The 25,015-nt window shown below is 48.7% G+C and carries 22 protein-coding genes; 11 read left to right on the forward strand and 11 right to left on the reverse strand.

Features of this window, described 5'->3' with window-relative positions:
* Positions 1 to 48 precede the first annotated feature (48 nt).
* Complete coding sequence (gene uspA / locus NL646_RS20880) at positions 49 to 474, forward strand: universal stress protein UspA (protein WP_005467601.1); 426 nt, start codon at positions 49 to 51, stop codon at positions 472 to 474.
* A 64-nt stretch (positions 475 to 538) separates the two neighbouring features.
* On the forward strand, positions 539 to 1,417 hold the full coding sequence (locus tag NL646_RS20885) for a carboxylate/amino acid/amine transporter (protein ID WP_005467602.1): 879 nt from the start codon (positions 539 to 541) through the stop codon (positions 1,415 to 1,417).
* A gap of 71 nt (positions 1,418 to 1,488) precedes the next feature.
* Here the strand turns inward: NL646_RS20885 and NL646_RS20890 are convergent, their stop codons facing one another.
* From NL646_RS20890 to NL646_RS20900, 3 genes are all read right to left on the reverse strand, one after another.
* Positions 1,489 to 2,061 (reverse strand): hypothetical protein, encoded by a 573-nt coding sequence (locus tag NL646_RS20890; protein ID WP_058966023.1) that lies wholly within the window; start codon positions 2,059 to 2,061, stop codon positions 1,489 to 1,491.
* Between the two features lie 186 nt (positions 2,062 to 2,247).
* On the reverse strand, positions 2,248 to 3,027 hold the full coding sequence (locus NL646_RS20895; protein WP_229620434.1) for a class I SAM-dependent methyltransferase: 780 nt from the start codon (positions 3,025 to 3,027) through the stop codon (positions 2,248 to 2,250).
* Positions 3,028 to 3,116: 89 nt separating this feature from the next.
* Positions 3,117 to 6,200, reverse strand: coding sequence for an EAL domain-containing protein (locus tag NL646_RS20900; RefSeq protein ID WP_367618114.1), 3,084 nt, complete (start codon positions 6,198 to 6,200; stop codon positions 3,117 to 3,119).
* A 170-nt stretch (positions 6,201 to 6,370) separates the two neighbouring features.
* On the opposite strand from NL646_RS20900, the gene asnC reads away from it, so the two are divergent.
* Positions 6,371 to 6,835: a transcriptional regulator AsnC gene (gene asnC / locus NL646_RS20905; protein ID WP_005465258.1), complete on the forward strand. Its 465-nt coding sequence runs from the start codon at positions 6,371 to 6,373 to the stop codon at positions 6,833 to 6,835.
* Positions 6,836 to 6,900: 65 nt separating this feature from the next.
* Here the strand turns inward: asnC and prlC are convergent, their stop codons facing one another.
* Positions 6,901 to 8,943 (reverse strand): oligopeptidase A, encoded by a 2,043-nt coding sequence (gene prlC, locus NL646_RS20910; RefSeq protein ID WP_005478727.1) that lies wholly within the window; start codon positions 8,941 to 8,943, stop codon positions 6,901 to 6,903.
* Positions 8,944 to 9,342: 399 nt separating this feature from the next.
* On the opposite strand from prlC, the gene NL646_RS20915 reads away from it, so the two are divergent.
* Together NL646_RS20915 and gorA are read left to right on the forward strand one after the other, a co-directional pair.
* Positions 9,343 to 10,182, forward strand: a complete 840-nt coding sequence (locus tag NL646_RS20915; RefSeq protein ID WP_005478729.1) for a 23S rRNA (adenine(2030)-N(6))-methyltransferase RlmJ — start codon at positions 9,343 to 9,345, stop codon at positions 10,180 to 10,182.
* A 259-nt stretch (positions 10,183 to 10,441) separates the two neighbouring features.
* Entirely contained in the window at positions 10,442 to 11,797 is a 1,356-nt protein-coding gene (gene gorA, locus NL646_RS20920) for a glutathione-disulfide reductase (protein ID WP_005478739.1), read from the forward strand.
* An 81-nt stretch (positions 11,798 to 11,878) separates the two neighbouring features.
* Here the strand turns inward: gorA and NL646_RS20925 are convergent, their stop codons facing one another.
* Positions 11,879 to 12,784 carry a LysR family transcriptional regulator gene (locus NL646_RS20925; protein WP_253664645.1) on the reverse strand — a complete coding sequence of 302 codons (906 nt, stop codon included), beginning with the start codon at positions 12,782 to 12,784 and terminating at the stop codon, positions 11,879 to 11,881.
* A 121-nt stretch (positions 12,785 to 12,905) separates the two neighbouring features.
* On the opposite strand from NL646_RS20925, the gene xapA reads away from it, so the two are divergent.
* Complete coding sequence (gene xapA, locus NL646_RS20930; RefSeq protein WP_253664646.1) at positions 12,906 to 13,730, forward strand: xanthosine phosphorylase; 825 nt, start codon at positions 12,906 to 12,908, stop codon at positions 13,728 to 13,730.
* Positions 13,731 to 13,834: 104 nt separating this feature from the next.
* On the opposite strand, the gene NL646_RS20935 is transcribed toward xapA, so the two are convergent.
* Positions 13,835 to 14,446 carry a bifunctional 4-hydroxy-2-oxoglutarate aldolase/2-dehydro-3-deoxy-phosphogluconate aldolase gene (locus NL646_RS20935; RefSeq protein ID WP_005379148.1) on the reverse strand — a complete coding sequence of 204 codons (612 nt, stop codon included), beginning with the start codon at positions 14,444 to 14,446 and terminating at the stop codon, positions 13,835 to 13,837.
* A 9-nt stretch (positions 14,447 to 14,455) separates the two neighbouring features.
* Positions 14,456 to 15,832: a GntP family permease gene (locus NL646_RS20940; protein ID WP_005478622.1), complete on the reverse strand. Its 1,377-nt coding sequence runs from the start codon at positions 15,830 to 15,832 to the stop codon at positions 14,456 to 14,458.
* Positions 15,833 to 15,985: 153 nt separating this feature from the next.
* Between NL646_RS20940 and NL646_RS20945 the strand changes: the two genes are divergently transcribed.
* A complete protein-coding gene (locus NL646_RS20945) occupies positions 15,986 to 16,510 on the forward strand; it encodes a gluconokinase (RefSeq protein ID WP_005467756.1) in 525 nt (174 codons plus the stop codon).
* A complete protein-coding gene (gene edd / locus NL646_RS20950; protein ID WP_005478701.1) occupies positions 16,510 to 18,306 on the forward strand; it encodes a phosphogluconate dehydratase in 1,797 nt (598 codons plus the stop codon). The genes NL646_RS20945 and edd overlap by 1 nt, the downstream gene beginning before the upstream one ends.
* A gap of 74 nt (positions 18,307 to 18,380) precedes the next feature.
* Here edd and NL646_RS20955 read toward each other — a convergent pair whose 3' ends face one another.
* From NL646_RS20955 to NL646_RS20970, 4 genes are all read right to left on the reverse strand, one after another.
* Complete coding sequence (locus NL646_RS20955; RefSeq protein ID WP_005478614.1) at positions 18,381 to 18,710, reverse strand: SMR family transporter; 330 nt, start codon at positions 18,708 to 18,710, stop codon at positions 18,381 to 18,383.
* Positions 18,707 to 19,111 carry an SMR family transporter gene (locus tag NL646_RS20960; RefSeq protein WP_005455212.1) on the reverse strand — a complete coding sequence of 135 codons (405 nt, stop codon included), beginning with the start codon at positions 19,109 to 19,111 and terminating at the stop codon, positions 18,707 to 18,709. The genes NL646_RS20955 and NL646_RS20960 overlap by 4 nt, the downstream gene beginning before the upstream one ends.
* Positions 19,112 to 19,380: 269 nt before the next feature.
* On the reverse strand, positions 19,381 to 20,316 hold the full coding sequence (locus NL646_RS20965) for a LysR family transcriptional regulator (protein ID WP_005455215.1): 936 nt from the start codon (positions 20,314 to 20,316) through the stop codon (positions 19,381 to 19,383).
* Positions 20,317 to 20,371: 55 nt separating this feature from the next.
* Positions 20,372 to 21,379 (reverse strand): substrate-binding domain-containing protein, encoded by a 1,008-nt coding sequence (locus tag NL646_RS20970; protein ID WP_005496635.1) that lies wholly within the window; start codon positions 21,377 to 21,379, stop codon positions 20,372 to 20,374.
* 219 nt (positions 21,380 to 21,598) lie between these two features.
* On the opposite strand from NL646_RS20970, the gene NL646_RS20975 reads away from it, so the two are divergent.
* The 3 genes from NL646_RS20975 to NL646_RS20985 are packed head-to-tail and all read left to right on the forward strand — an operon-like array spanning position 21,599 to position 25,012.
* Entirely contained in the window at positions 21,599 to 22,951 is a 1,353-nt protein-coding gene (locus tag NL646_RS20975) for a serine/threonine-protein kinase (RefSeq protein WP_253664647.1), read from the forward strand.
* A gap of 13 nt (positions 22,952 to 22,964) precedes the next feature.
* Positions 22,965 to 24,437: a hypothetical protein gene (locus NL646_RS20980; RefSeq protein ID WP_005487539.1), complete on the forward strand. Its 1,473-nt coding sequence runs from the start codon at positions 22,965 to 22,967 to the stop codon at positions 24,435 to 24,437.
* Between the two features lie 2 nt (positions 24,438 to 24,439).
* Complete coding sequence (locus NL646_RS20985; protein ID WP_253664648.1) at positions 24,440 to 25,012, forward strand: sigma-70 family RNA polymerase sigma factor; 573 nt, start codon at positions 24,440 to 24,442, stop codon at positions 25,010 to 25,012.
* Positions 25,013 to 25,015 lie beyond the last annotated feature (3 nt).

Raw genomic sequence — 25,015 nt, forward strand, 5'->3', positions numbered from 1 at the left:
GTCAGTTCGAGGTTGCTTAGGTATACGACCTTACAAGGAGATAGCAATATGAGTTACAAACACATACTTGTGGCAGTCGACCTTTCAGACGACAGTAAAGTGTTGATTAAGAAAGCCGTATCACTGGCTAAACCTCTGGATGCGAAAGTCTCTTTTATTCACATCGACGTGAATTACGCAGAGCTCTACACCGGGCTTATCGATATCAACATGGCAGAAGCGCAGCATCAAGCGATGGAAGCGTCTCGTACCCAATTGGCAAACTTTGCGGAGTACGCTCAATACCCAATCACTCATACTTTAGTCGGCAGTGGTGATTTAAGTAACGAGTTGTGCGACACCATCAAAGATTACAGTATCGATTTAGTGGTTTGTGGTCATCACCAAGATTTCTGGAGCAAGATTCTCTCTTCAACTCGTCAACTGATTAACTGTTCACCAGTCGATATGCTGGTCGTACCGCTAAAAGACTGATTGGCGCGACGTTAAAACTTGGTTAGACTGCGGGCACATTTGTTGTTGATAAAGATTCTCATCTATGGCTTATCTATCCGCAGTTACCCTGCTTTGGGCATTTTCATTCAGCCTGATCGGCGTTTACCTTGCTGGTCAGGTTGATTCTTGGTTCTCCGTGTTCATGCGTGTGGCACTGGCCAGCGTTGTGTTCATTCCTTTCCTTAAATTCCGCGGCGTAAGCAAATCTCTGATCGCGAAACTGATGATCGTCGGCGGCTTTCAACTCGGTTTGATGTACTGCTTCTACTACCAGTCTTTCTTACTCCTTTCTGTTCCAGAAGTGTTGCTGTTCACTGTATTCACACCGATTTATGTGACGCTGATTTACGACTTCCTGAAAGGTCGTTTTTCGCCTTGGTATTTAGTCACTGCGCTGATCGCAGTCGCGGGGGCCGCATGGATCAAATTCGCTGGCATTAACGAAAACTTCCTAATGGGCTTTTTGGTCGTACAAGGGGCAAACCTCTGTTTTGCCATCGGTCAGGTGGGCTACAAATACATCATGGAAAGTGAGCCCGTCGATTTACCACAGCACACCGTGTTTGGTTACTTCTACTTGGGTGCGCTTTGTGTAGCAACCGTGGCTTTCGCGCTCATGGGCAACCTCGACAAACTGCCAACCACCGCAACCCAATGGGGCATTTTGACCTACCTTGGGTTGATTGCATCAGGCTTTGGTTACTTTGCGTGGAACAAAGGGGCAACCTTAGTGAATGCCGGCGCGTTAGCGGTAATGAACAACGCGTTAGTGCCAGCAGGCCTGATTGTGAACATCGTAATTTGGAACCGAGACGTCGACATCGTGCGCCTCGCGATTGGCGGCGCGATCATCATGCTATCGCTGTGGATTAACGAAACGTGGGTGAAAAAACGCGTTGAAATGAGCTACGCCAATAAGTAACGTGCCTTTCTCGACACATATTCCAGCAATAAAAAACGCTCTCCAGTTGGAGAGCGTTTTTTTTAATTCAATTAATGCACTTTAGCTTGCGAGCTTGCGCCCATCAACGCATTAGGCGGCGTTGGTAACAACACTTCCAACTTCGCATTGCGGGCTTCCAGTTTGCGTTGACGCTTGAGCAACTTCTGCTGCTTTTTTGCCACTTTTAGCAGCTTTTTCTGCTGTTTGTAGTGTTTTTTCAGTGCTTTTTTCGCTTTCTTAAGCGCTTTTTTATCGGCCAAATCAAACAGTGCAGGAGCCGCCATCGACACTGGTGTCACCACTTTCGCAGCTTGTTTCTTCTCTTTCACTCGCTCGACCACACGTTTCACGATCGCCGCCTTTTCTGCGCTGTGTTTTGGCGTGACGGAAATGGATTGCGCAGGCAGCGCTTCAACTAACAGACCACATGCTTGTTGCTCGTTTAACGGCTTGTCTTGGCATTTTTGTGGAGGAATTGCGGCAGGCTTACACAATGAGTCTTTAGAAGCGGAAGAGCGTGCACAAGAGCGACAAACGAACTTAGGTGCGACGACCAAACGGTGAATGTCACCCAAGTTGGCCGCAATTTGTTTGCGGTTCATCTTACATAAGCGTTTAGACATTCGACTACTCCAGCTTCCCAATTATCGACAGCATCACAATAAGTGAAATAATAATAATTCTTAGTTAGATATACAGTCAGAGTGTCGAATTAGCAAGTGAAAACTATCAATAGTGTGCAGGAAAGAATGGCAGCGTCACAGCACTTGGTTCAATGCTGTGACGAGAAGTTTTTGCGAGTCAGGAGGTTATGCCATCGAGGCTTTGACGTAGACGTCGAAACGGTTCTTTTTGGTTTCAATCGCCATACTTGGCTTTTGCTCGTTCAGCCAATTCGCGTAGTCCGGGCGCTTAACCACCACGCGTTTCGTTGCCAACGCCAGAGCAGGTTCGAGCAATCCATCAGCATCCAAATCCGCTCCCACCAAAGATTGGAAGACGCGCATCTCTTTTTTAACTAACGCGGATTTCTTTTTGTTTTCTGGGTGTGGGTACATCGGGTCGAGATACACCACATCCGGTTTCACAAACTCGCGGTTTTGCGCCAGTTTATCCAGCGCGTCATGGCTGGAGGCATGGATCAGCGACATACGCTCAGATACCCACGAGCCGATTTCTGGGTCTTGTTTCGCGCGAGCCAAGCCGTCATCCAACAAGGCCGCCACAACTGGGTGACGCTCGACCATCTGCACTTTACAACCTAGCGATGCGAGCACGAACGCATCACGACCAAGGCCTGCCGTGCCGTCTAACACGGTTGGGGTCGCACCTTTGTTCAAGCCTGCGGCTTTTGCGATCGCTTGCCCTTTGCCGCCACCGAATTTACGGCGATGACCCACCGCGCCACCAATCAAATCTACAAAAATCGCACCGAGCTTAGGCTCATCGACTTTACGCAGCTCTAAACGCTCCGCAGTCAGCACCAAAGCAAAGTCGCTCTCGTCAGAGTGAGAAAGCTGCCAACGCGCAGCCAGTTCGTCGAGATGAAATTGTTGAGACGGGTCTTCACAGATCAATTGCAGTTGCAAAAGGAGGCTCCAATAAAAATCGAGGTAACTGGCGCTGAGTGTATACCCAAGTTACCTCTAAAAGCTAGATTGGCGGCGAGATGCCAAGGTTAAAGCGAAGAGAGATTCTCGACCAATTCTGCCAACGCTTTCGGGTGACCAATGCCATAACCTTGCCCGTAATCCACACCAAGGTCGATCAAGTGCTGCATGACTTGTTCGTTTTCGACAAATTCCGCCACCGTTACTTTGCCAAGCTGCTTCGCCAAATCATTGATGGAACGAACCATCACTCGGTCCATTTCATTCACGTCGATATCTCGCACGAAAAGGCCATCAATTTTCACGATATCTACAGGAAGTTTCTTCAAGTAACCAAAAGAAGACAAGCCCGAACCAAAATCGTCCAGCGCAATCATACAGCCGAGCGATTTGGCTCGGGTGAAAAAGTCGATGGCTTGATCTAAATTGCCCATGGCCGCCGTCTCTGTGATTTCTAAACAGATTTTTTCGCACGGCATGGTCGAGTTTTTCAATCGTTCGAAGAGAAAATCGATAAATTCCTGATTCCCCATGGATTGACCAGAAAGGTTTATCGAGCAACGCCCCAACTTTTCCACTACGTCTGGTCGCTGTTCAAACCATTCAAGCGCTTGGTTGATCACCTGCTTATCAATCCAATGCGCAATGTTATAACGCTCGGAAGCGGGAATGAAAATCGCCGGAGAGACGTAGTTACCCTGCGCGTCACGAATACGCACCAAAATCTCAAAATACATCAGCGACTCTGGCGACTGCAAATTCATCACTCGCTGAGCAAACAGCTCCAAGCGCTGATTGGATAACGCCTCGTGCACCAAATTGACGCTCTGCATTTCCATCTGACGACGCTGCAGCTCTTCATTGTCTAAGCTGAACAGATTGTAACGGTTACGCCCCTGCTCTTTCGCCGCATGGCACGCCGAATCTGCTTGCGCGTGCACCATTTGCGGCGTTTCTGCCGTGTGGTCGATGATACGAATGCCGACCGAGCAACTGATGAATAAGCGTGTGTCTTCCCAGATAAACAGGTGCTCACCCAATGTGGAGATAATCACCTTAGCAATATTGATCGCGCCATACTCATCGCAATCTTTCAGTAGCACCGCAAATTCATCGCCGCCCATTCGCGCAAGCACGGAGTTGTATGGCAGCACCTCTTCCAACATGCTGGCGCAAAATTGAATCGCGGCATCGCCCGCATCGTGCCCAACGGTGTCATTAAGCACTTTCAACTGGTCGAGATCGAGGTACAACATCGCATGCACTCGGCGGTGGCTATCTACTTCACGCAGCGCAGTTTTCAACTCCAACTCAAAGTGGTTGCGGTTGTATGTCCCCGTCAATAAGTCATAACGCGCCTGATACTCTAACTTCTCAGCCAAAAGCTTGGTCTCTGAAATGTCTTCACCCACAATCAGCAACTGATCGGAATCGTTGAGCGGTCGAATGTTTTCGCGTACCCAAACACTGTGCCCGTCAGCATGGCGATACTCGATTTCACGTCGCCATACATCATGAACTTGATGACTCGGTTGCAACAACACCTGGCGTGGGAACAGCGCTTTGTCATCAAGATAGAACTCTCGCAGGCGATGGCCGAGCATCTCAATCGGCTCGTAACCCAATAACAGTTGCGCGAATCGGTTCACTTCTTGGATGCGGTTGTGACTGTCGAGCGTCACCATCATCACGGGCTGCTGCTCGTAGTAATTACGCAAGCTCGACTCACGCTGATAGAGCTTATCTTCCATCAACTTACGGCTGGTGATATCACGCGCCTCAAACAGATACTGCTTTTGTTTGCCTACCTGCTGGGAAAACGGCTTTAAGGAAATTTCGAGCACCATAGAGCCGTGCTCTTTGCTCCAGATTTCGGCTTCAAATGTCGAAACTTGTTGCTGCGGTGCGTCAAAATAATCGGCGATCGCGTGGCGTGCTTGCTCACTCCAGTTTTGATGTAACCAAAGTGGCTTATCTAAGCGTAATTCCTGATGATAGAGTAAAGATTGCAGACGATCGTTGCCAGATTTAAGCAAACCATTTTTATCCAAAATCCCCATGTACTGCATACTTTGGTCAAAAATGGACTCTAAAATCGCCTGGCTTTCACGAGCAGCTGTCTCGCTGCGACGAATGCGTTGCAAGTAGTAGCTCAGTAGCAAAATAGCCACCATCATCAACACGAACAAACTGCCAAACAAGCGAATTTCTTTGGCGAAACGCTCCGAAAATTCCATCGGCTTATTAAAAAAGACCGCCGAGGATTCTTGCTCTGCGCCCAACCCCCAGCGCACGACCGCTTGGTAATCGAGCTTGATTTCAGAATCGCCATTCACCACCGGAGGTAATGGTTCTTGTGGGTGGTCGAGCACCTGTTCAAGTAATCTAGCCGCTTCAACACCTTGGCGATAACCGCTTTGAATCACGCCGCCCACCGCGCCATGACCCAAACCTACGTCGTGTACCATAAACAATGGCGCGTTGGAGGCCTTGTTGATCTGAATCCAGTCACGCTCGCTGCCGACCACGCCATCTTTGTCGCGGTAGTAAGTCCAAAACAGCACCACATTTTCTTTATTGAGTTGAGCGATTTTTTTCTTCAATGCTTCAACATTGTCAGGGACAAGTTGAGTGATCTTGTTGCGATAACGGTCATGTTGTTGGATAAAATCGTCAATCTCGTCGCGAAGTATCGCACCAGTCACCGAATGATCACTAATGATGTAAATCTGCTTATTGTCTGGATGCAAACGCTCGATCAGCGCTAAGTTCGCTTCTAAATCGACGTTCTCAATCACGCCGGTTGCGTTAAGTGATTGATGAAAGGAAGGACGGTAATTGTTGATGCCACAGAAAATCACTGGCGTGTCTTTGATCAACGGCGCCAAGTGCTGCATCAATTCCAATGCATTGTTGTCCGTCACCAAAATGGCATCAAAACGCTCATCGCTCAACTTAGTGCGATAGAGTGATTCGAGCTGGGTAAAAAACTGCTCGCTCTGGTTGCGCTTGGAATCCAAGTATAAGACGCGCATGTCCATCTCGCGGTCATCGAGTTGTTGATCGATCCCGCGCTGAATGGAATCCGTCCAAAAGAATCCTTGGTGATAAGAATGGACGACAAGCACCTTCGGCTCTTGAGCAAATGTCAGTTCACTCCAGGCACATGCACTCCAGAATAAGGCGACCAAAATCAGAAAACGCTGCACATTCTCTCCATAGCATCGGAGTTAACCCGCAGTTACCCCTGCCAAACCTTGTGAATCGTGTCCGCTGTGAGTATAAAAGAGACGTAACTCTCATACCCAACGGAAATAATAGTATGAATGCGAGCCTGCCGAAACTCGACGACCTTGACCGCGCAATCTTAAAAACACTAATGGCAGACGCCAGAACGCCTTACGCCGAAATGGCTAAGCAGTTCGATGTCAGCCCTGCCACCATTCATGTGCGTATCGAGAAAATGAAATCGGCTGACATAATCGAGGGTACGGAGGTGATCGTAAATACCAAGAAGCTCGGCTACGATGTGTGTTGCTTTATTGGTATTAACCTTAACGCGGCGCGTGACTACCACTCCGCGTTAGAAAAACTCAATGCTCTCGATGAGGTAGTGGAAGCTTACTACACCACAGGCGCGTATAACATATTCGTCAAATTGATGTGCAAATCGATTGAAGAACTGCAATTTGTGCTGATTGATAAGCTGCAAGCCATTGATGAGGTTCAGTCCACGGAGACATTGATATCGTTGCAAAACCCGATCAACCGCAACGTGAATCCGTAAATTTTTTATAAAAAATGTACAAAAAAGGCCAACCGAACGGTTGGCCTTGGTGTTTTTTGCTCAATTTACGCCGCAATACCCGAATGGCGCAGCAGTGCATCGATTTGTGGTTCACGACCACGGAAGCGCTTAAACAGCTCCATTGGCTCTTCACTGCCACCCATTTCTAGGATGTTGTTCAGGAAGCTTTGCCCCGTCTCTTTGTTGAAGATACCTTCTTCTTCAAAACGAGAGAATGCATCTGACGACAACACTTCTGCCCATAGGTAGCTGTAGTAACCCGCGCTGTAACCACCAGCGAAGATGTGACCGAAGCTGTGTGAGAAACGCGCCCACTCAACCGCTGGAACAACCGCCACTTTCTCTTTCACTTCTGCCAAGGTTTCCAGCACACGCGCACCCACTTCTGGGTCATATTCGGTGTGAAGCGTGAAGTCGAACAAGCCGAATTCTAGCTGACGCAAAATACCCATCGCAGATTGGAAGTTTTTCGCCGCGAGCATTTTGTCTAGCATCACTTTTGGTAGCGGCTCGCCCGTTTCGTAGTGACCAGAAATGAACGCCAGCGCGTCTTCTTCCCAACACCAGTTTTCTAAGAACTGACTTGGTAGCTCAACCGCATCCCAAGGTACGCCATTAATGCCTGATACCGCGCCTGTTTCTACCTGCGTCAGCATGTGGTGGATGCCGTGACCAAATTCATGGAAAAGTGTCACAACTTCATCGTGCGTAAACAGTGCTGGCTTGTCACCCACTGGACGGTTGAAGTTACAGGTTAGGTACGCAACCGGCGTTTGCAGTTCGCCAGATAGCGTAATACGACGACCACGACAGTCATCCATCCACGCGCCGCCACGTTTGTGTTCACGAGCGTAGAGATCTAGGTAGAAGCTGCCACGTAGTGTGCCTTCAGCGTCAAAGATGTCGAAGAAACGCACAGATTCGTGCCAAGTGTCTACGCCTTCGCGCTCAGTAACGGTCATGCCAAACACGCGGTTTAGCACTTCAAACAGACCACTCACGACTTTTGACTCTGGGAAGTATGGGCGCAGCTCTTCGTCCGAGATTTGGAACAAGTGCTGTTTTTGCTTCTCGCTGTAGTAAGCGATATCCCATACGTTCAGCTCTTCAACGCCAAATTCGCTCTTAGTAAACTGACGCAACTCTTCAATTTCGCGCTCACCCTGCGGTTTCGCACGTGTCGCTAGGTCATTTAGGAAACCAAGCACTTGAGCCGGAGTTTCTGCCATTTTTGTCGCCAACGACTTCTCACTGAAGGTGTTGAAGCCCAGCATACGTGCGATTTCATGACGCAGTTTTAGCTGCTCAGTAATGATTTCTGAGTTGTCCCATTTGCCTGCGTTTGGACCACGATCAGAAGCGCGCGTCACGTACGCTTCGTACACTTCTTTACGCAACTCTTGGTTGTCGCAGTACGTCATAACAGGTAGGTAAGATGGGATATCCAGCGTGATCAGGTAGCCATCGAGCTCTTTTGCTTCTGCAGCGGCTTTTGCTGCTGCCAACGCCGATTCTGGCATACCCGCGAGGTCTTTCTCATCCGTGATGTGCTTGGTCCAACCCATGGTGGCATCCAGCACATTGTTGGAGAATTTAGAGCTCAGCTCAGACATGCGTTTGCTGATCTCGCCGTAACGGTGCTGCTCGTCTGATGGCAAGCCGATGCCCGACAATTCGAAGTCACGTAGCGCATCGGTGATGGTTTTCTGCTGGGCACGCGTTAACGTTGCAAATTCTTCGCTCGCTTTGATGGTTTTGTACGCTTCGTACAGGCCTTTGTGCTGACCAACCCAAGTGCCGTATTCCGACAAAATTGGTAGGCAGCTTTCGTACGCTTCACGCAGAGCTTCGCTGTTCACCACAGAGTTCATGTGACCAACTGGCGACCAAATGCGGCTCAGACGGTCATCAATTTCTTCTAGAGGAGCAATCACATTTTCCCAAGTTGGGTTGGTGTTGTCTTTTAGCACCTCTTCAACTTTGGCGCGACAATCTGCAATCGCCTGCTCGACAGCAGGTTTAATGTGTTCTGGTTTGATTTGCGAAAACGGAGGTAGGTCCGTAAACGTTAGAAGTGGATTAGACATGAATAATTCCTTTTGTGTTTTGGCTCTATGACTGCCCATAAAATAGGCGGACCCAATGCACAAGTAAGCCGACAACATGGATTGGGGGAGCTCCGTTCCCTTTCTCTATGCTGCGATGACCGGATGATCAACGAGAGCTTGCTCTGTCCTTGAGTCTTATTCTGCCTAAGTGGCAGAGCACTCTATTGGAGCACTGCGATCCCACTTAGGTTCAATATGTTTAGTAAGTATGGGTGACTTAAAGAGATTTCAATAGTGAGTGCATTTTAAGTCGCGCAAAATCAAACGGAGATTCTGCATCTGCAAGGATGTTGGGTATAATACCCTCAACACACCGAAAATTTATTGTATCTGAAATCACAGACCACACTCAGCCAAAGAGTGTTTCGAGAGTTTAATTTGTTAAGTTACCGCCACAGCTTCCACGCTGGCAACCATGCCGACGTGGTCAAACACATCGTTCAAAGCCTCATTCTTGATGCGCTGAAACAAAAAGATAAGCCATTCGTTTATCACGATACCCACTCGGGTGTGGGCCGTTACGATCTGACTCACGAATGGTCTGAGAAAACGGGCGAATACAAACAAGGCATCGCACGTATTTGGGATAACCCAAATATTCCTGAAGACATCAAAAGCTACATCGATGCCATCAAAGCACTCAACAACGGTGATAAGCTGCGCTACTACCCAGGCTCACCGCGTGTGGCGCGTGCGCAAATCCGCCCACAAGACCGCATGGTACTGACAGAGCTGCACCCAGCCGATCACCCATTGCTGGAGCAAGAATTCCATCGCGACCGCCAAGTCAGCATCTACAAAGAAGATGGCTTTAAGCGTCTAAAAGGCAGCCTACCACCGCAAGAACGTCGTGGCTTGGTACTGATTGACCCGCCATACGAGCTAGCTAAAGAGTACCGCGATGTGGTGCAAGCGATTTACCAAAGCCACAAACGTTGGGCAACGGGCATCTACGCGATTTGGTACCCAGTGGTAAACCGTCACGACATCGAAGACATGATTGAAGGTCTAGAGAGCCTCGGCATTCGCAAGATTCTGCAAATCGAATTGGGTGTCGCACCCGATACCAACGAGCGCGGCATGACGGCATCCGGCATGATTGTGATTAACCCACCGTGGAAACTGGAAAGCCAGATGAAAGAAATTCTGCCATTCCTGCAAGACGCGATCGCACCAGCTACCGGCCACTGGAAAGTGGACTGGATTGTGCCAGAGTAAGCACTTCTGCACCAAAACCTCTCAGCGCAACGACATTCTCGTTGCGCTTTTTTATGCTCTCAACTCCGCCGTCTGATCGCGCTTATTCTTCTTTTTGTACCTCTCATCGCTATTTGTCATAAGCAATGTCACTTTTTCCCATTTAGGAATTCGTTACATTCGATTTATGATAGTGGGATAACGGTGGCATTGAGTTCAGGCAAGGTCATCCCAATCTATCTATGTACCAGATAAAATTTATAAGCTCTTGGAGAAAGTAATGGCGACTCATTTTGACTATATCTGTATCGGTGGCGGCAGTGGCGGCATCGCATCTGCAAACCGTGCGGCGATGTACGGCGCGAAAGTTGCGCTAATCGAAGCTCAAGATCTCGGTGGTACCTGTGTAAACGTAGGTTGTGTACCGAAGAAAGTGATGTGGCACGGCGCACAAATCGCAGAAGCAATGAACCTGTACGCAGAAGATTACGGTTTTGATGTCGACGTGAAAGGTTTCGACTGGAGCAAACTGGTTGAGAGTCGTCAGGCGTACATAGGTCGTATTCACCAATCTTACGATCGCGTTCTTGGCAACAACAAAGTAAACGTGATTAAAGGCTTTGCTAAGTTTGTTGACGAGAAAACTGTAGAAGTAAACGGTGAACATTATACTGCGGATCACATCCTAATCGCGGTTGGTGGTCGTCCTACTATTCCAAACATTCCAGGCGCTGAATACGGCATCGATTCAAACGGCTTCTTCGACCTAGCAGAGCAACCAAAACGCGTTGCGGTTGTGGGCGCAGGCTACATCGCAGTTGAAATTGCTGGCGTACTGCACGCACTAGGTACAGAAACGCACCTGTTCGTACGTAAAGAGTCACCACTGCGTAGCTTTGACCCAATGATCATCGATACGTTGGTTGAAGTAATGGAAGCAGAAGGCCCAACACTGCACACCCATTCTGTACCAAAAGAAGTGGTAAAAGAAGCCGATGGCAGCCTAACTCTGCACCTAGAAAACGGTGAGAGCCAAAACGTTGACCAACTGATTTGGGCAATCGGTCGTCACCCAGCAACTGATGCAATCAACCTAGCGTCAACTGGCGTGGCAACGAACGAAAAAGGCTACATTAAGGTAGACGAATACCAAGAAACCAACGTGAAAGGCATCTACTGTGTGGGTGACATCATGGAAGGCGGTATCGAGCTAACGCCAGTAGCAGTGAAAGCGGGTCGTCAACTTTCTGAGCGTTTGTTCAATAACAAACCAAACGCGAAGATGGACTACGATTTGGTACCAACTGTGGTATTTAGCCACCCACCAATCGGCACTATCGGTCTTACAACGCAAGAAGCGGAAGAGAAGTACGGCAAAGACAACATCAAAGTCTACACATCTGGCTTCACGGCGATGTACACCGCCGTTACTAAGCACCGTCAACCATGTAAGATGAAGCTTGTATGTGCGGGTGAAGAAGAAACGGTTGTTGGTCTACACGGCATCGGTTTCACGGTAGATGAAATGATCCAAGGCTTCGGCGTAGCAATGAAGATGGGCGCAACCAAAGCAGACTTCGACTCTGTTGTGGCTATCCACCCAACGGGCTCAGAAGAGTTCGTAACGATGCGTTAATTGCGCGCTAATCGCATTGCTGATTTCAGCGAATCATTTGAAAAGGTCACCTTAGGGTGACCTTTTTTTGTTAGCCCATGCTTAACTCGCATTCTCCAATAACGTGCGAATAAACTCGGCTTTGATAGCACTCTCCTGCTTACCGTCATGAATCAGACATAAGTCTGCACGCAGTAATTCTTTCAGCTTGATAAAACGAATCCCATGCCAATGATGCTGAGAAAACGTCGACGGCACCAACGTCACGGTGTTGCTGTTTGCTACATACGCCATCAAGGTGCTTGGCTCCACCACTTGTTTGCCAATATGGGGTGAAAAGCCTTCTTGCAGACAGGCATTGATGATGAAGTTTGCCGAGGCTGAATTCGCCAAACTCATAAACGCAAACTCACACGTCTTTAAATCTTGGAGCCGCAGCAAAGATTTGCTGGCTAACTCATGTTGCTCCGACACCGCCACCACAAACACATCTTTGCCCAAAGATACCGACTGATACGGATAAATGTTGAGTGCATCGGCAAAACGCACAATGCCCACATCAATTTTCTTCTCGCTCAGATGCTTCTTTTGCGTCTCTGGGTTGAGGTCAAAAATGTCGGCGTGATAAGTGTCATGCTCAGCATGGAAACGCTGTAACAGACGATCAAATCCGCCCCAAAATGCGCTACTTACCACACCAACTCGCTGGATATTTCTCTGGTTCAACCCCACTTGCTGCACTTGATTGAGCGAGACATTTAAGGTCTGAAAAATCAGTTGGCATTTGGACTCCAACAATCGCCCGGCCTCCGTCAGCATGACGTTTCTTGAATCACGCTCAAACAGTTTGACGTTAAGCACCTCTTCCAACTCTTTGATGCGATTGCTCAACGGCGAATTGGTGATATTGAGATTCTCGGCCGCCTTAGTGAAATGCTTGGTTTGTGCGACCTCGTAAAAGTAACGCAGCATCTTCAGCGTCACGCGCTCAAATGGTTCTGACTTCATGCATTGAGTCCTAGCGAATTTCATCATCCTCTTTTTAAGGATGATAGTAGCGAATAAAGCAAAGATAACCAGCGCAGAAAGTCACAAAATGTAATCAACACACAACCAGAAGGTGACTAACATGAATCAGGATCCAGTAATCGGCGCGCTACAAACCATTCGCGAACGCAAACCAAACTTCCAACCTAAAGCGGCGTTTATTTTAGGCTCAGGCTTAGGCGTATTGGCAGACGAACTACAAGACAAAGTGGTCATTCCATACGAAGAGCTCGAAGGCTTTCCGGTTAGCACCGTGCAAGGCCACTCTGGTGAGTTGGTGCTTGGTACCATGGGCGGCGTAAACGTAGTGTGCATGAAAGGTCGCGGTCACTACTACGAACACGGCTCAATGAAGGTCATGACAACGCCCGTGCGCACCTTTAAAAAGCTGGGCTGTGAGTTTCTGCTCGTCACCAACGCGGCAGGCTCACTTCGCCCTGAACGCATCGACGTCGGTTCTCTGGTGGTATTTCATGACCACATCAATACCATGCCTGAATCTCCAATGATCGGTCCGAATGATGAAGAGTACGGCCCGAGGTTCTTCAGCCTCGCCAATGCGTACGACAAAGACCTGCGCGCAGAAGCGTTTGAAGTCGGCAAAGCCAATGGCATTCACCTGAATGAAGGTGTGTTTGTCTCTTACACAGGCCCCAACTTTGAGACCGCAGCCGAAATCCGCATGATGCAAATCATCGGTGGTGATGTGGTGGGCATGTCGGTCGTGCCAGAAGTGATTTCTGCGGCGCATTGCGGCTTACCCGTATTGGCAGTGTGTGCGATCACCAACATGGCAGAAGGCTTGGGAGATGTAGAATTGTCTCACGCCCAAACATTGAAGTGCGCGAAGCTAGCCGAAGCAGATTTCATTCGCTTTATTAAGCGCTTTATGAAGCATCACTTCTAAAGCCGCTTCATTCCAAAAAGCAAAAGGGTCATCAAATAACTTGATGACCCTTTTTCGTATCACTTTTTCTAACGTTCGGGGTATTTCGGAGCCGTTTGTGCGTTTTACTTAACTGCACGAACCAATTCAGCAATGCCTTCCCAATCGCCGTTGTCCATCATTGCGGTTGGCACCATCCAAGTACCGCCACAAGCTACAACCGATTTCAGCGCTAGGTAATCTTCCACGTTGGATGGGCTTACGCCACCTGTTGGCATGAATTCAACTGGGTAAACCGCCGTGAGTGCTTTCAGCATGCTTACGCCGCCTGATGGCTCAGCAGGGAAGAACTTCAACGTACGCAGACCCATTTCCATCGCTTGCTCAACCAAGCTTGGGTTGTTTACACCCGGTACGATAGTCACGCCACGTTGCTGACAGTATTTCACTGTCGTTGGGTTGAAACCAGGGCTCACGATAAAGTCCACGCCCGCTTCAATCGCGATGTCCACTTGTTCTGTGGTCAGAACGGTGCCCGCGCCAATCAACAATTCTGGGTACGCTTCACGCATGATGCGAATCGACTCCGCCGCCGCTTCGGTGCGGAATGTCACTTCCGCACATGGTAAACCGTTTTCTACCAACACTTTTGCCAGTGGCAGAGCGTGTGCTACGTCGTTGATTGCGATAACTGGGACGATTTTGATTTCTCTTAATCGTTGTTCAAGTGTTGTCATGGGGAACCTCTAAAGAATAAAGCTTAATGTTGCGACGATAATAAACGCGATACCGCCAAGTAACGTTTCCATTACCGTCCAAGTTTTTAATGTGGTTTTCTCATCCATCTCAAGCAGACGAGAGACCAACCAGAAACCAGAGTCATTGAAGTGAGACAGTACCGTTGCACCACCCGCAATCGCGATTACGATAAAGCAAAGGTCTAGTTCACTCAAACCTGTTGATGCAGCCACAACTGGCGCGATAAGAGCCGCCGTAGTGGTTAGCGCTACGGTTGCCGAGCCTTGAGCAACACGCAGACAGGTTGAAATCACAAACGCCGCCACAATCACAGGCATACCTGTGTCTGTAAGAACGTCAGCCAGTGCATCACCGATGCCGCTTGAGCGCAGTACGCCGCCAAACATGCCACCAGCACCCGTTACTAGGATAACGCCACAGATTGGAGCCAATGACTCACCACACAATTTTTCTAGTTTTGCCATGCCGTAGTCTTTGGCAAACACAGCCAGACAGACAATCAAAGTAATCAGCAACGCGACTGGGGTTTTACCTAGCATACGTAGGAACTCAACCAGTGCCGTTTTGCCATCAATCAAACCTGCAACCGCCAGTGTGTTCAATACCGTATCCAAACAGATTAACAGGACTGGCAGCACAAGGATGGTCATAACCGTGCCAAATTTTGGTGCGTTGCGCTCATCCACCATTGCTTCGCCATTAAAGAAGGCTTTAGATAGTGGGATATCGAATTTTTTGCCCGCGTACAAACCAAATAGGTAAGCGCCAAGGTACCAAGTTGGAATAGCAACCAAAATACCCACCACCAATAGCAGACCGATGTTTGCGCCAAGGAATTCTGCCGCTGCAACCGGACCTGGGTGTGGTGGAACAAACGCGTGCATAACCGCAAAAGCACCAGCTGCAGGCAACGCGTATTTAATTGGTGAGCCACCAAAACGAGCCGCCACACTTAGGATGATTGGCATCATCACTACAAGGCCAGCATCGAAGAAGATTGGGAAGCCAAACAGTAATGAAGCGACGCCCAAAGCAAATGGTGCGCGCTCTTTACCAAAGCGACCAATCAAAGTGTCTGCCAGCACTTTCGCACCGCCAGTCACTTCAAGAATTTTACCGATCATCGCACCAAGACCAACCAGTAATGCCACGGAAGCCAGTGTGCCGCCGAAGCCGCCCATCATGGTCGATACAACTTTCTCAGAAGGAACGCCAGTGGCGATTGCTGTGCCTAAACTCACCATAGTAAGGGAAGCAAAAGCATGGACTTTCAGTTTAATGATCAGAACGAGTAACGCTGCAATGGCAAGGCCTGCAATCGTCAGTAGGAACGTAGGATCTGGGGCTTGGGTTAATTGCTCCATAGGTTCACCTTTAAGAATTATTGTTTGTGTTATGGTTCACATTTACTTCAGTTACCGGTAACATGTTACCGATAACATGAATAAGATAAACCCATATTTTAAAGTGAATTCAAAAATTGAGATCACGCGCAAATTTGGTTATGAGGATAAGTTATGGCTGGTAGTAGTGTCATCGTTATGGGCGTTTGTGCTAGTGGTAAAAGCACAATTGGTGAGCATCTAGCGAAAAAGCTAGGGCGTAAATTCATTGATGGTGATGATCTTCATCCACGAGCGAACATTCAGAAAATGGCATCGGGCCAGCCTCTGAACGATGATGATCGCAAGCCATGGCTAGAACGCATTCGTGATGCGGCGTACAGCCTAGAAAGCAAAAACGAACACGGCATTATTGTCTGTTCAGCACTGAAAAAGATTTACCGCGATCAGATCCGCGAAGGCAACGACAACGTGACCTTCCTGTTCCTTGATGGCGATATGGAGTTGATCCTTAATCGCATGCGTATGCGCAAAGGCCACTTCATGAAAGAAAACATGGTGAAGAGCCAATTCGAGACGCTAGAGCGCCCAGACAACGAGCCTCAAACTCTAATCGTCAGTATCGACGGAGACATCAGCGACGTGGTGGAACGCTCTGCCGCTGAGCTAATCAAAATGCAAGCGATCGAGGTGGCGTAATGACTCACTCTGTTGTTCTTGAGGTCACACAACGTTTGACCGAGCGCAGCCGTGAAGCGCGCGCTGCGTTTCTTGCTCGCACCGAAGTGCAAGCCGAAGCTGGCAAAGGCCGTGTTGGTTTATCTTGTGGTAACTTAGCCCATGCAGTCGCCGCTTCTTGCTCTTCTGAAAAGAAAAATATTCTCGATTTTACTCATGCCAATGTCGCGCTGATCAGCGCCTACAACGACATGTTGAGCGCCCACCAGCCGTACCAAGACTACCCAGCGCAAATCAAACAAGTGCTGGCGGACTACGGACATACAGCGCAAGTCGCAGGTTGTGTGCCAGCGATGTGCGATGGGGTGACTCAAGGTCAAGCCGGCATGGATATGTCGCTGTTTTCGCGTGACTTAATTGCGCAATCAACGGCGTTGTCTTTGAGCCACAATGTCTTTGATGCCACATTACTGCTTGGCATCTGTGACAAAATCGCCCCGGGGCAACTGATGGGCGCGCTGTCTTACGCGCACCTGCCGACTGCGTTTGTACCAGCGGGTCTGATGGCAACAGGCATCAGCAACGAAGAGAAAGTCGACGTGCGCCAAAAATACGCAGCGGGAGAAGTCGGCAAAGACGCTCTGCTGGATATGGAGTGTCGCGCTTACCACTCTGCGGGTACGTGTACGTTTTACGGCACCGCCAACACCAACCAGTTGGTGTTCGAAGCCATGGGCTTGATGCTGCCAGGTTCGGCATTCATTCATCCCCATACCCAACTGCGTAAAGCGTTAACCGATCACGCGGCTCTGAAAATCGCCTCAATGACGGCGGGTTCTGCACACTTCCGTCCGCTGGCCGAGGTGGTCACAGAAAAGAGCTTGGTCAACGGCATCATCGCTCTACTTGCATCTGGCGGCAGCACCAATCACACCATTCATATGATCGCCGTGGCGCGTGCTGCTGGCATCTTGCTCACATGGCAAGACATCAGCGATCTGTCGGATGTGGTTCCTTTGTTAGCTCGCGTTTACCCGAACGGCCCAGCCGATATGAACGCGTTCCAAGACGCGGGTGGCGTGCCAGCGTTATTGCACCGCTTGAACGAATCCGAACTTTTGCATCGCGATGTGAAACCCGTGTTTGGTAAATTTGAAGACCAAATGACGCTGCCGAGCCTTGTCGATGGACAACTGACTTGGACACCGTGCCAAGGCAGCCAAGACGGTGACGTGATCGCCAAACCAGACGCCACTTTCCAAAATACTGGCGGCACTCGCGTATTGACTGGCAACTTGGGCAAAGCCGTGGTGAAAGTGTCTGCGGTGAAAGAAGAGCAACGCGTGATTGTGGCACCAGCGATCGTATTCCAATGCCAACACGAAGTGGAAGCCGCATACAAACGTGGTGAGCTGAACAAAGATTGCATCGTTGTGGTCACACACAACGGCCCAGCGGCAAACGGCATGCCTGAACTGCACAAGCTGATGCCAATTTTAGGTAACGTGCAAAAAGCGGGCTTTAAAGTGGCGTTGGTTACTGACGGTCGCTTATCTGGCGCGTCAGGTAAAATTCCGTCTGCGATTCATGTTTCTCCAGAAGCCATTCGTGGTGGCGCGATTGGTTTGGTGCGCAACGGCGATTTGATTCGTCTGGATTGCCAAACGGGCGAACTGAACAACTTAAGCGATACCACTGGTCGCGAGTTGATTCATTTCGACACCGAATCTACCCAACAAACATGGGGACGAGGCTTGTTTAGCGTGATCCGCCAAAACGTCTCTAGCGCAGAAGAAGGCGCAAGCTTCATTGTGTAAGCCAGAAAAACAAAAAGAGCGGAGTTTGATACTCCGCTCTTTGTATTTGTCTTCGTTGTTTTTGTTTGGCTTGATTAAGCGGTTTTCATCACCACGACCGCAGCAATCACCACAAAGATACCAAACCAGCCGATTGGCTTGAGTTTCTGCTTAAACAGCAAGGCTCCACCCACTGCGGTACCCAAGATACCAATCGCGCCCCAAGAGGCGTAAGCAATGGCTAAGTCGATCTCTTTAACCGCTTGTGCCAACAGCGTGAATGCTGTCAGTACCAACACAATCGCCGCAATGCCCCAGCCTTTGTATTTAAAACCTTTTGAGCGTGTCAGCGCCATATTGGCCATGATATCGACCAAGGCAGCCATCACGACAAATCCAAATGACATCGTAAAAAATTGACTCATGATTCGCACCTTGTACTAGCAGAAAATGAACGTTCTTTTGCCGGTTTATCGGCGTTTTTCTCAGCGTTAGGTTGATCGTGTGATTCCCCTAACGTCACACACACAATGCCGACAACGGCTAACATCAAACCAAACAGCTCTTGATGGTTTAAGTTGGCATCAAAGGCGATGATCGACACCACGGTGATCAACGAGATACCCAACCCTTCCCAGACAGCGTATGCCACACCGATCGATATTTTCTTCGCGGCAAACGCGAGAAAGTAGTAAGAGATTGCGATCAGCACATACATTACGATGTAGCCCCACCACCCGTGCCCTTGTCCGATAAGAGACATCGTGCTGGTGCCAGCCACTTCGGCAACGATGGCGAGCAATAAAAATAGACGTGCAACTAGCATGATTAATCCTCCATCAGAAATTAAAAAAATGCATAACGGAGAATGGTGAATGTCGCGTACCTGTATCGACATTCAAAAAGTTAAAAAGATAAAAATGAGCCACTTCTCCTGACTATTTGAGATAAGGTTAGCGCTGGGTAGGAAAAAGAGACAGGTAATTGAGATATTCATTTTTGAATATCTTAAGAAGTAAGTTGTCTATGTAATCACACAATATTGGCAAGGTTAAAGCACCTGCTCTCTCATTCAGCCGATGCCATAAAGTGACGTCACTGCGTGAAAATCAGCGGCGTATTGAGGGTTTGTCGCACCACTTTATGCAAATGTCTGTGCAAAGGATGGTTGCGGTTAGTTTGAAGGAAACCGCCAGAGACCACAAACTGACTGAACTCACGGTTGACGAGTGGCATTGCGTAAGACGCGAGTTCCGGCATCAACAATGCCGAGCTTTGACTGGCATACATAATTGCGTCGGTTTCTTGCAGCATTTGGCAAGCCACGCGCAAATTATAGGATTTCAATAACACCACGGGCTCATAGCCCATGCGGCGATACTCGGACTCCACGGTACAAAGCGGTTTATATGACGCGGGCGCAGGCAAAGAAACAAGGGGCAGTTTGGAGACCGTGTCCCAATCATTGCTGACTTTCGACAAAGTCGGATGGTTTTTACGCGCCAAAATCACTCGTTTTTCAACGAATAACGGACGCATGTAAATGTCTTTCGACAGTTCGGTCTCTTGGTCAAGAATGCAGTAATCGTGCTCACCTTCGAGCATTTCATCGTGCGAGTAACTGTTCCAACTGGAAAAGGCAAAGTGCGCTTTAGGGAACGCTCGATGGCAGCCAGTTAGCAATCGCTGCCCTTGTTCATCCATCAAATAAGGGTCGGTTACAATCGCGATCTGCCCTTGATATTGCTGAGGGTCGAATACTTCAAATTCTTGCACCACTTTTTCCAGTGGTGCAATCATGTTATCGAATTCGGCGGCAAGGCGAATCGCCATGGGAGATGGCTCTACTCCATGCGCTTTACGCACAAATAGCGGGTCATCAAACACTTGCTTAAGCTTCATTACGCCGCGGCTGGCGCTCGGTTGAGAAATGCCAAGCTGCATTGCGGCCAGCTTGATGCTGCGGTTTTCCACCACGGCTTTTAATAAACGCATTAAGTTGAGATCCAATGCATCCAGCTGATGTGCCATACCCTAACCTGCCAATACCATTGATGAGCGAATACGAAGAGCGGTTAACTGCGAGTTAAACACTCTCTCCTGAAGTGATCTGATAACCCATATCAAACACTTTTTCTTCTTGCGCTTCACCTTTCAGACGCGCAATTAAAAGCTCTGCACTCTTTACACCAATTTGGAAACGCGGCGTATCAACGCTGGTCAGCTTCGGACTGATGGTCTGACCGATATCCAAGGCGTTATAACCCACCACCGCTAATTGCTGCGGGACTTGAATGCCACGCTGCTGCGCACTCAGCATAGTACCAATTGCGATGTCATCGTTGGTACAGAACACCCCGTCGAGCGTTGGGTACGTTTCCAGTGCGCGTTCAAGCAAATCATGCGCAAGGGAGAAACTGGAGTGCACGCCAGTTAACACATGTTTGGGTTCGAGTCCGGCTTCATTCATCGCGCGATCGTAACCTTGCATACGCAGTTTGGTACGCGTGTCCAAACGCGCACCGAAATAAACAATGGTGCGCTTACCAGCGTCCAACATACGTTTCACCGCGTTGTACGAAGCGTCTTCATGATCCAAGCCCACAGCCATATCAATCGGTTGTGGCGGCAATTCCATGGTTTCGACCACCGGAACGCCAGCGTTTTTTATCATCTGCAACGTGCGTGGAGTGTGGTGACTTTCAGTCAAAATCAACCCATCCACTTGGTAGGAAAGCAAAGAGGCGATTTTGCGCTCTTCCTCCAACTCATCGTAGCTAAAATGTGCCAGTAGTGTTTCGTAGCCGTTAGCCTTAGTGACCGTCTCTATGCCCTGAACAAAGGAAGCAAAAATTTGGTTGGACAGAGAAGGAAGTAAGATGCCGATGGCTTTGCTGGAAGACTTAGACAACATCGCGGGGGCGCGATTTTCGATGTACCCCATCTCCTCGATTGCCGCGGCAATTTTCACGCGGGTCTTCTCAGCCACCGATTCTGGATTGCGCATATAGCGCGAAACCGTCATCTTCGTTACGCCAACTTGGTCTGCGACATCCTGCAATGTCGTTCGTGTTTTTTTATTCTGTTGAGCCATAAATATGTGATTTATCAATAATGTTACATGTAACATTATGACGAATACACAGGATGCCGACAAGCCACCAAAAGCCAAACATAATATCCACAATAAAATCATACACTTATTGTTACAGAGTTGTTTTTAAAGAAACACTCGCAAAACGAATAAATAAATGACATTAATATTGAGTTTCTTATAAAATAGTGCACGTAAAACAATAAGATATCAGGCACTGTGCAGTTAGGCTCCAGCGAAACCCAAGTTTATTATCATCTTCTTGATCTGGACGACTCTCAAAAGCAGCAATACCTCCAAGAATTGCAACAGAGTCAACCTGAGCTATACATTCAACTCGCGCCCCTTTTAGCCCATGAAGCCACAGAAGAGCGATTAACGCAATTGCTTTACTTTGGCGCTCATCAAGCGACCAACAGCGAGATCGACCTTAGTGGCGAAGTGATCAGTAAGTATCGCCTAACTCATGAGTTGGGGCGTGGTGGTATGGGCGTCGTTTATGCCGCGCAACGTGCAGATGAGACCTTCGAGCAAGATCTTGCGATCAAATTCATCCAAAGCAATTTAAGTAATGTACTCGGACAACGGGCACTTTTCGATGAAGCGCAGCTACTAGCACGTTTAAATCACCCTTATATTGCGAAAGTCTTTGACGGCGGCCTGCATGACGACTCGGTTTACATCGTCATGGAGCGCGTGTTTGGCCAAACATTGGATGATTATCTTGCCGAAGTCACACTGACAGACCGTGAGAAGCTCACGCTGTTTAAGCAGATTTGTCAGGCAATGGAACACGCGCATCACCACCTCGTGTTACACGCCGATCTCAAGCCTGAAAATATCTTGATTGACCCAAATAAACGACCGAAATTGCTCGATTTCAACCTGACGCAGAAAGTGCAAAACAACGGTGGCGAATCCCCACCCGCATTAATTGCGTTTAGCCAAAACTTTGCCAGTCCAGAACAACAGACTGGTCAGTTTCTGACGGCGCAAAGCGATGTGTACTCTCTGGGTAAAATTCTCGCGATGATGTTTCCGTCACCGCGCGTTTGGTCTGATGTTTACTGGGTCATTAGACGCGCGACACGCTCTGCCGCAAAACTGCGCTATTCAGACGTTCGAGCACTCAGAATTGATATTGAGCGCATGCTTGAGCGGCGCCCAATCGAACAAAAAAAACATTGGCCGTTGTACAGCGCATTGCGTTTAGTGCAGCGCCGTCCGCTGGCTGCAGCATTATCTGCCATTCTGGTTTTATCCGGCGTGCTATTTGGTAATGCATTGATTCAAAAGAATATCCAACTGCAACAAGAGAAGAAGATTGCAGAAGATATGATGTACGAACTGACTCGCCTCATCTTCCATGCGAAGGGGCAGAACGTCGAACATCTTTCGGTGAACTCCATGATGGAGCTAACACGAAGGCGGATACTCTCTAACCCAGATATCCCCAAACATATAAAACAAAAAATGTTGTTGGCGATGATGACACCGGTGCCAGAGAAGCACCTAACTACACCAATGAGTTGTCAGCCAAATTGTGCGTCTAAGGACAGCACCAACCAATAAGGCTTAAAACAAGATGTATACACGTTCAGTGGTATTTTGGCTGTCTGCATTGACGGCTACGTCCACTTTGGCGGCAGATGCTTCTGCAGCCACTTCACACCCGCCAGCTTCAACCTTGAAGCAAGGCTACTTTATCGACTCTCCAGTGACTGGCCTGTATTACAAAACCAGTTCCAATATCACGGGAGTCACTCAGCAAGGCGCATTTCATTACCAACCAGGTGATGTGATCAGCTTCTTCCTTGGTAACGATGACAAAGGTTATCTGCTGACAACCTTATCGAGCCAAGAAGTGCTTACGCCAACGATGGCGACCACCAAACCCAGCCGCAGCATCAATATGACGCGTCTGCTGCTTTCTCTCGACAGCACGCCTGAGAATCGTGAGGAAATTGTCTTAGCCAACCGTGTGTTGTCTGATCCTCGCTTTCAAAGCCAGCTCAAGAGTCTCGATCTCAATTATCTGGATGATGCTAAACGACATCTCAACCTCGACTGGGTTTCTGTCGATGAGGCGATTGATCACTTGAACGAAAGCCAGCAGTACATTGAGGAAAACTTTGCCTCTGATGAGATCATCTTTGAACCTCGCGGCATCACGTTCAAAAACATCGTGATCAAAAAGAAAGATTGGCAGGGCCGAGCTTGTGCCTACGATCTGCGCTATAAACATCACCCCAAATATCGCCCCCCTTTTGGTGAGACCCGATTCACCATCACCAAAGATTCGTTAATTGAACACCCGAGTGTTGGCGACCATTTTCAAGGTTGCTTCATATCGCCGAATCACCAAATTACGGAAGATATTGTCGAGCCGATTAGCAAATTTGCGGATTGGTTTAACCTTGTTGGTTGCTCTATCACAGGATGCACCCGCAACGACTTGAACGGCTTCTCTCTCGAAGACTTTGACGATGAAGGCGACTGGAAATATCGCTCAGTCGCGATGAATTTTGACCCAAGCACTGAGCTCTTTATGGAGAAAGTACAAGGTCTCGGGCGCAACAAACACATCCAACACAGCAACCGCACTGAAATGCTGTGGTTTTCCTACCCTAACACCAGCGAGCACGACATCGACTACCTCGGCGTGTGGCAGCAAACCCAATACCACCAGCAATCCATGACACAATCGTGTCTGTTAATGCGCCACCAACAAGTGATGCGATTGCCACGCAGCGCTGAGACCTGCCCAACCGATGCAAGCCTATACACCCAAGATGTCACCCGCGAGTTTGCCGATATGTGGTGGGTAAACAATGACGAACCGAAAGCCAATTTGGCGCAAATGAACATCATGGTGCGCTGGTCAACCACTCCGGCAGAAATCAACTACACCACTTGGGAATACTTACCGGCGGGAGCCAACTGGGAGCAAGGCATTTTGTATCGCTACCAACAGAACGTTAGTCGTAACCGAGATGGTTCTGATCATATTGAAACGCATACGATTTCTGAATTTGTCAAAGTGAGCGAGGAGGTATAACCATGGCAACGACTTCAGCCCTAACCCACATTATTCAGCAGTGGCAGTCTGGCAACAAACAAGCCGAAAGCGAGCTGTACCAATTCGCTTATTTGCAACTGCGTAAAATCGCCCAACAAGAACGTGAGCGCAACGCCGAAAAATACGGCACCGACAACATGGTATTGGCAGACAGCGTCAACAGCACCACCGCATTGATTCATGATGCTTACCTAAAGATGTCAAACTGCGACATGAGTGAAATCGCGACCAAGCGTGATTTTTTCTTAATGGCCGCTAAAGTCATGCGCCAAATATTGATCGACAACGCCCGCTCACACCAAGCGCAAAAACGCCAGCACATCACGCTGATGAAGGACGAAGAAGACCGCTTTGAGCAGTTGATCATCATGGACAAAGCCTTAGATAGCTTTAGCACACGCTACCCACGTCAATCGAGCGCCTTAAAACTCAAATACCTGATGGGCATGAAGAACCAGGAGATCAGCGAACTGCTAGAGTGCAGCGCAAGTCAGATCGAAAAAGACCTCAAGTTCTCACGCAGCTGGCTGCAATCAAGAATGGCACACGCATAAATC

The sequence above is a fragment of the Vibrio sp. Y20_XG_PY13 genome (genome assembly GCF_024181925.1).
GTDB classification, from domain to species: domain Bacteria; phylum Pseudomonadota; class Gammaproteobacteria; order Enterobacterales; family Vibrionaceae; genus Vibrio; species Vibrio parahaemolyticus.

Bases quoted from the DNA above. Each gene is read 5' to 3' on its own strand.
- prlC (WP_005478727.1), bottom strand. From the start codon at position 8,943: ATGTCTAATCCACTTCTAACGTTTACGGACCTACCTCCGTTTTCGCAA.
- uspA (WP_005467601.1), top strand. From the start codon at position 49: ATGAGTTACAAACACATACTTGTGGCAGTCGACCTTTCAGACGACAGT.
- NL646_RS20945 (WP_005467756.1), top strand. From the start codon at position 15,986: ATGGCTGGTAGTAGTGTCATCGTTATGGGCGTTTGTGCTAGTGGTAAA.
- NL646_RS20935 (WP_005379148.1), bottom strand. From the start codon at position 14,446: ATGACAACACTTGAACAACGATTAAGAGAAATCAAAATCGTCCCAGTT.
- gorA (WP_005478739.1), top strand. From the start codon at position 10,442: ATGGCGACTCATTTTGACTATATCTGTATCGGTGGCGGCAGTGGCGGC.
- NL646_RS20890 (WP_058966023.1), bottom strand. From the start codon at position 2,061: ATGTCTAAACGCTTATGTAAGATGAACCGCAAACAAATTGCGGCCAAC.
- NL646_RS20980 (WP_005487539.1), top strand. From the start codon at position 22,965: ATGTATACACGTTCAGTGGTATTTTGGCTGTCTGCATTGACGGCTACG.
- NL646_RS20970 (WP_005496635.1), bottom strand. From the start codon at position 21,379: ATGGCTCAACAGAATAAAAAAACACGAACGACATTGCAGGATGTCGCA.
- edd (WP_005478701.1), top strand. From the start codon at position 16,510: ATGACTCACTCTGTTGTTCTTGAGGTCACACAACGTTTGACCGAGCGC.
- asnC (WP_005465258.1), top strand. From the start codon at position 6,371: ATGAATGCGAGCCTGCCGAAACTCGACGACCTTGACCGCGCAATCTTA.
- NL646_RS20885 (WP_005467602.1), top strand. From the start codon at position 539: ATGGCTTATCTATCCGCAGTTACCCTGCTTTGGGCATTTTCATTCAGC.
- NL646_RS20925 (WP_253664645.1), bottom strand. From the start codon at position 12,784: ATGAAGTCAGAACCATTTGAGCGCGTGACGCTGAAGATGCTGCGTTAC.
- NL646_RS20985 (WP_253664648.1), top strand. From the start codon at position 24,440: ATGGCAACGACTTCAGCCCTAACCCACATTATTCAGCAGTGGCAGTCT.
- xapA (WP_253664646.1), top strand. From the start codon at position 12,906: ATGAATCAGGATCCAGTAATCGGCGCGCTACAAACCATTCGCGAACGC.
- NL646_RS20940 (WP_005478622.1), bottom strand. From the start codon at position 15,832: ATGGAGCAATTAACCCAAGCCCCAGATCCTACGTTCCTACTGACGATT.
- NL646_RS20965 (WP_005455215.1), bottom strand. From the start codon at position 20,316: ATGGCACATCAGCTGGATGCATTGGATCTCAACTTAATGCGTTTATTA.
- NL646_RS20960 (WP_005455212.1), bottom strand. From the start codon at position 19,111: ATGCTAGTTGCACGTCTATTTTTATTGCTCGCCATCGTTGCCGAAGTG.
- NL646_RS20955 (WP_005478614.1), bottom strand. From the start codon at position 18,710: ATGAGTCAATTTTTTACGATGTCATTTGGATTTGTCGTGATGGCTGCC.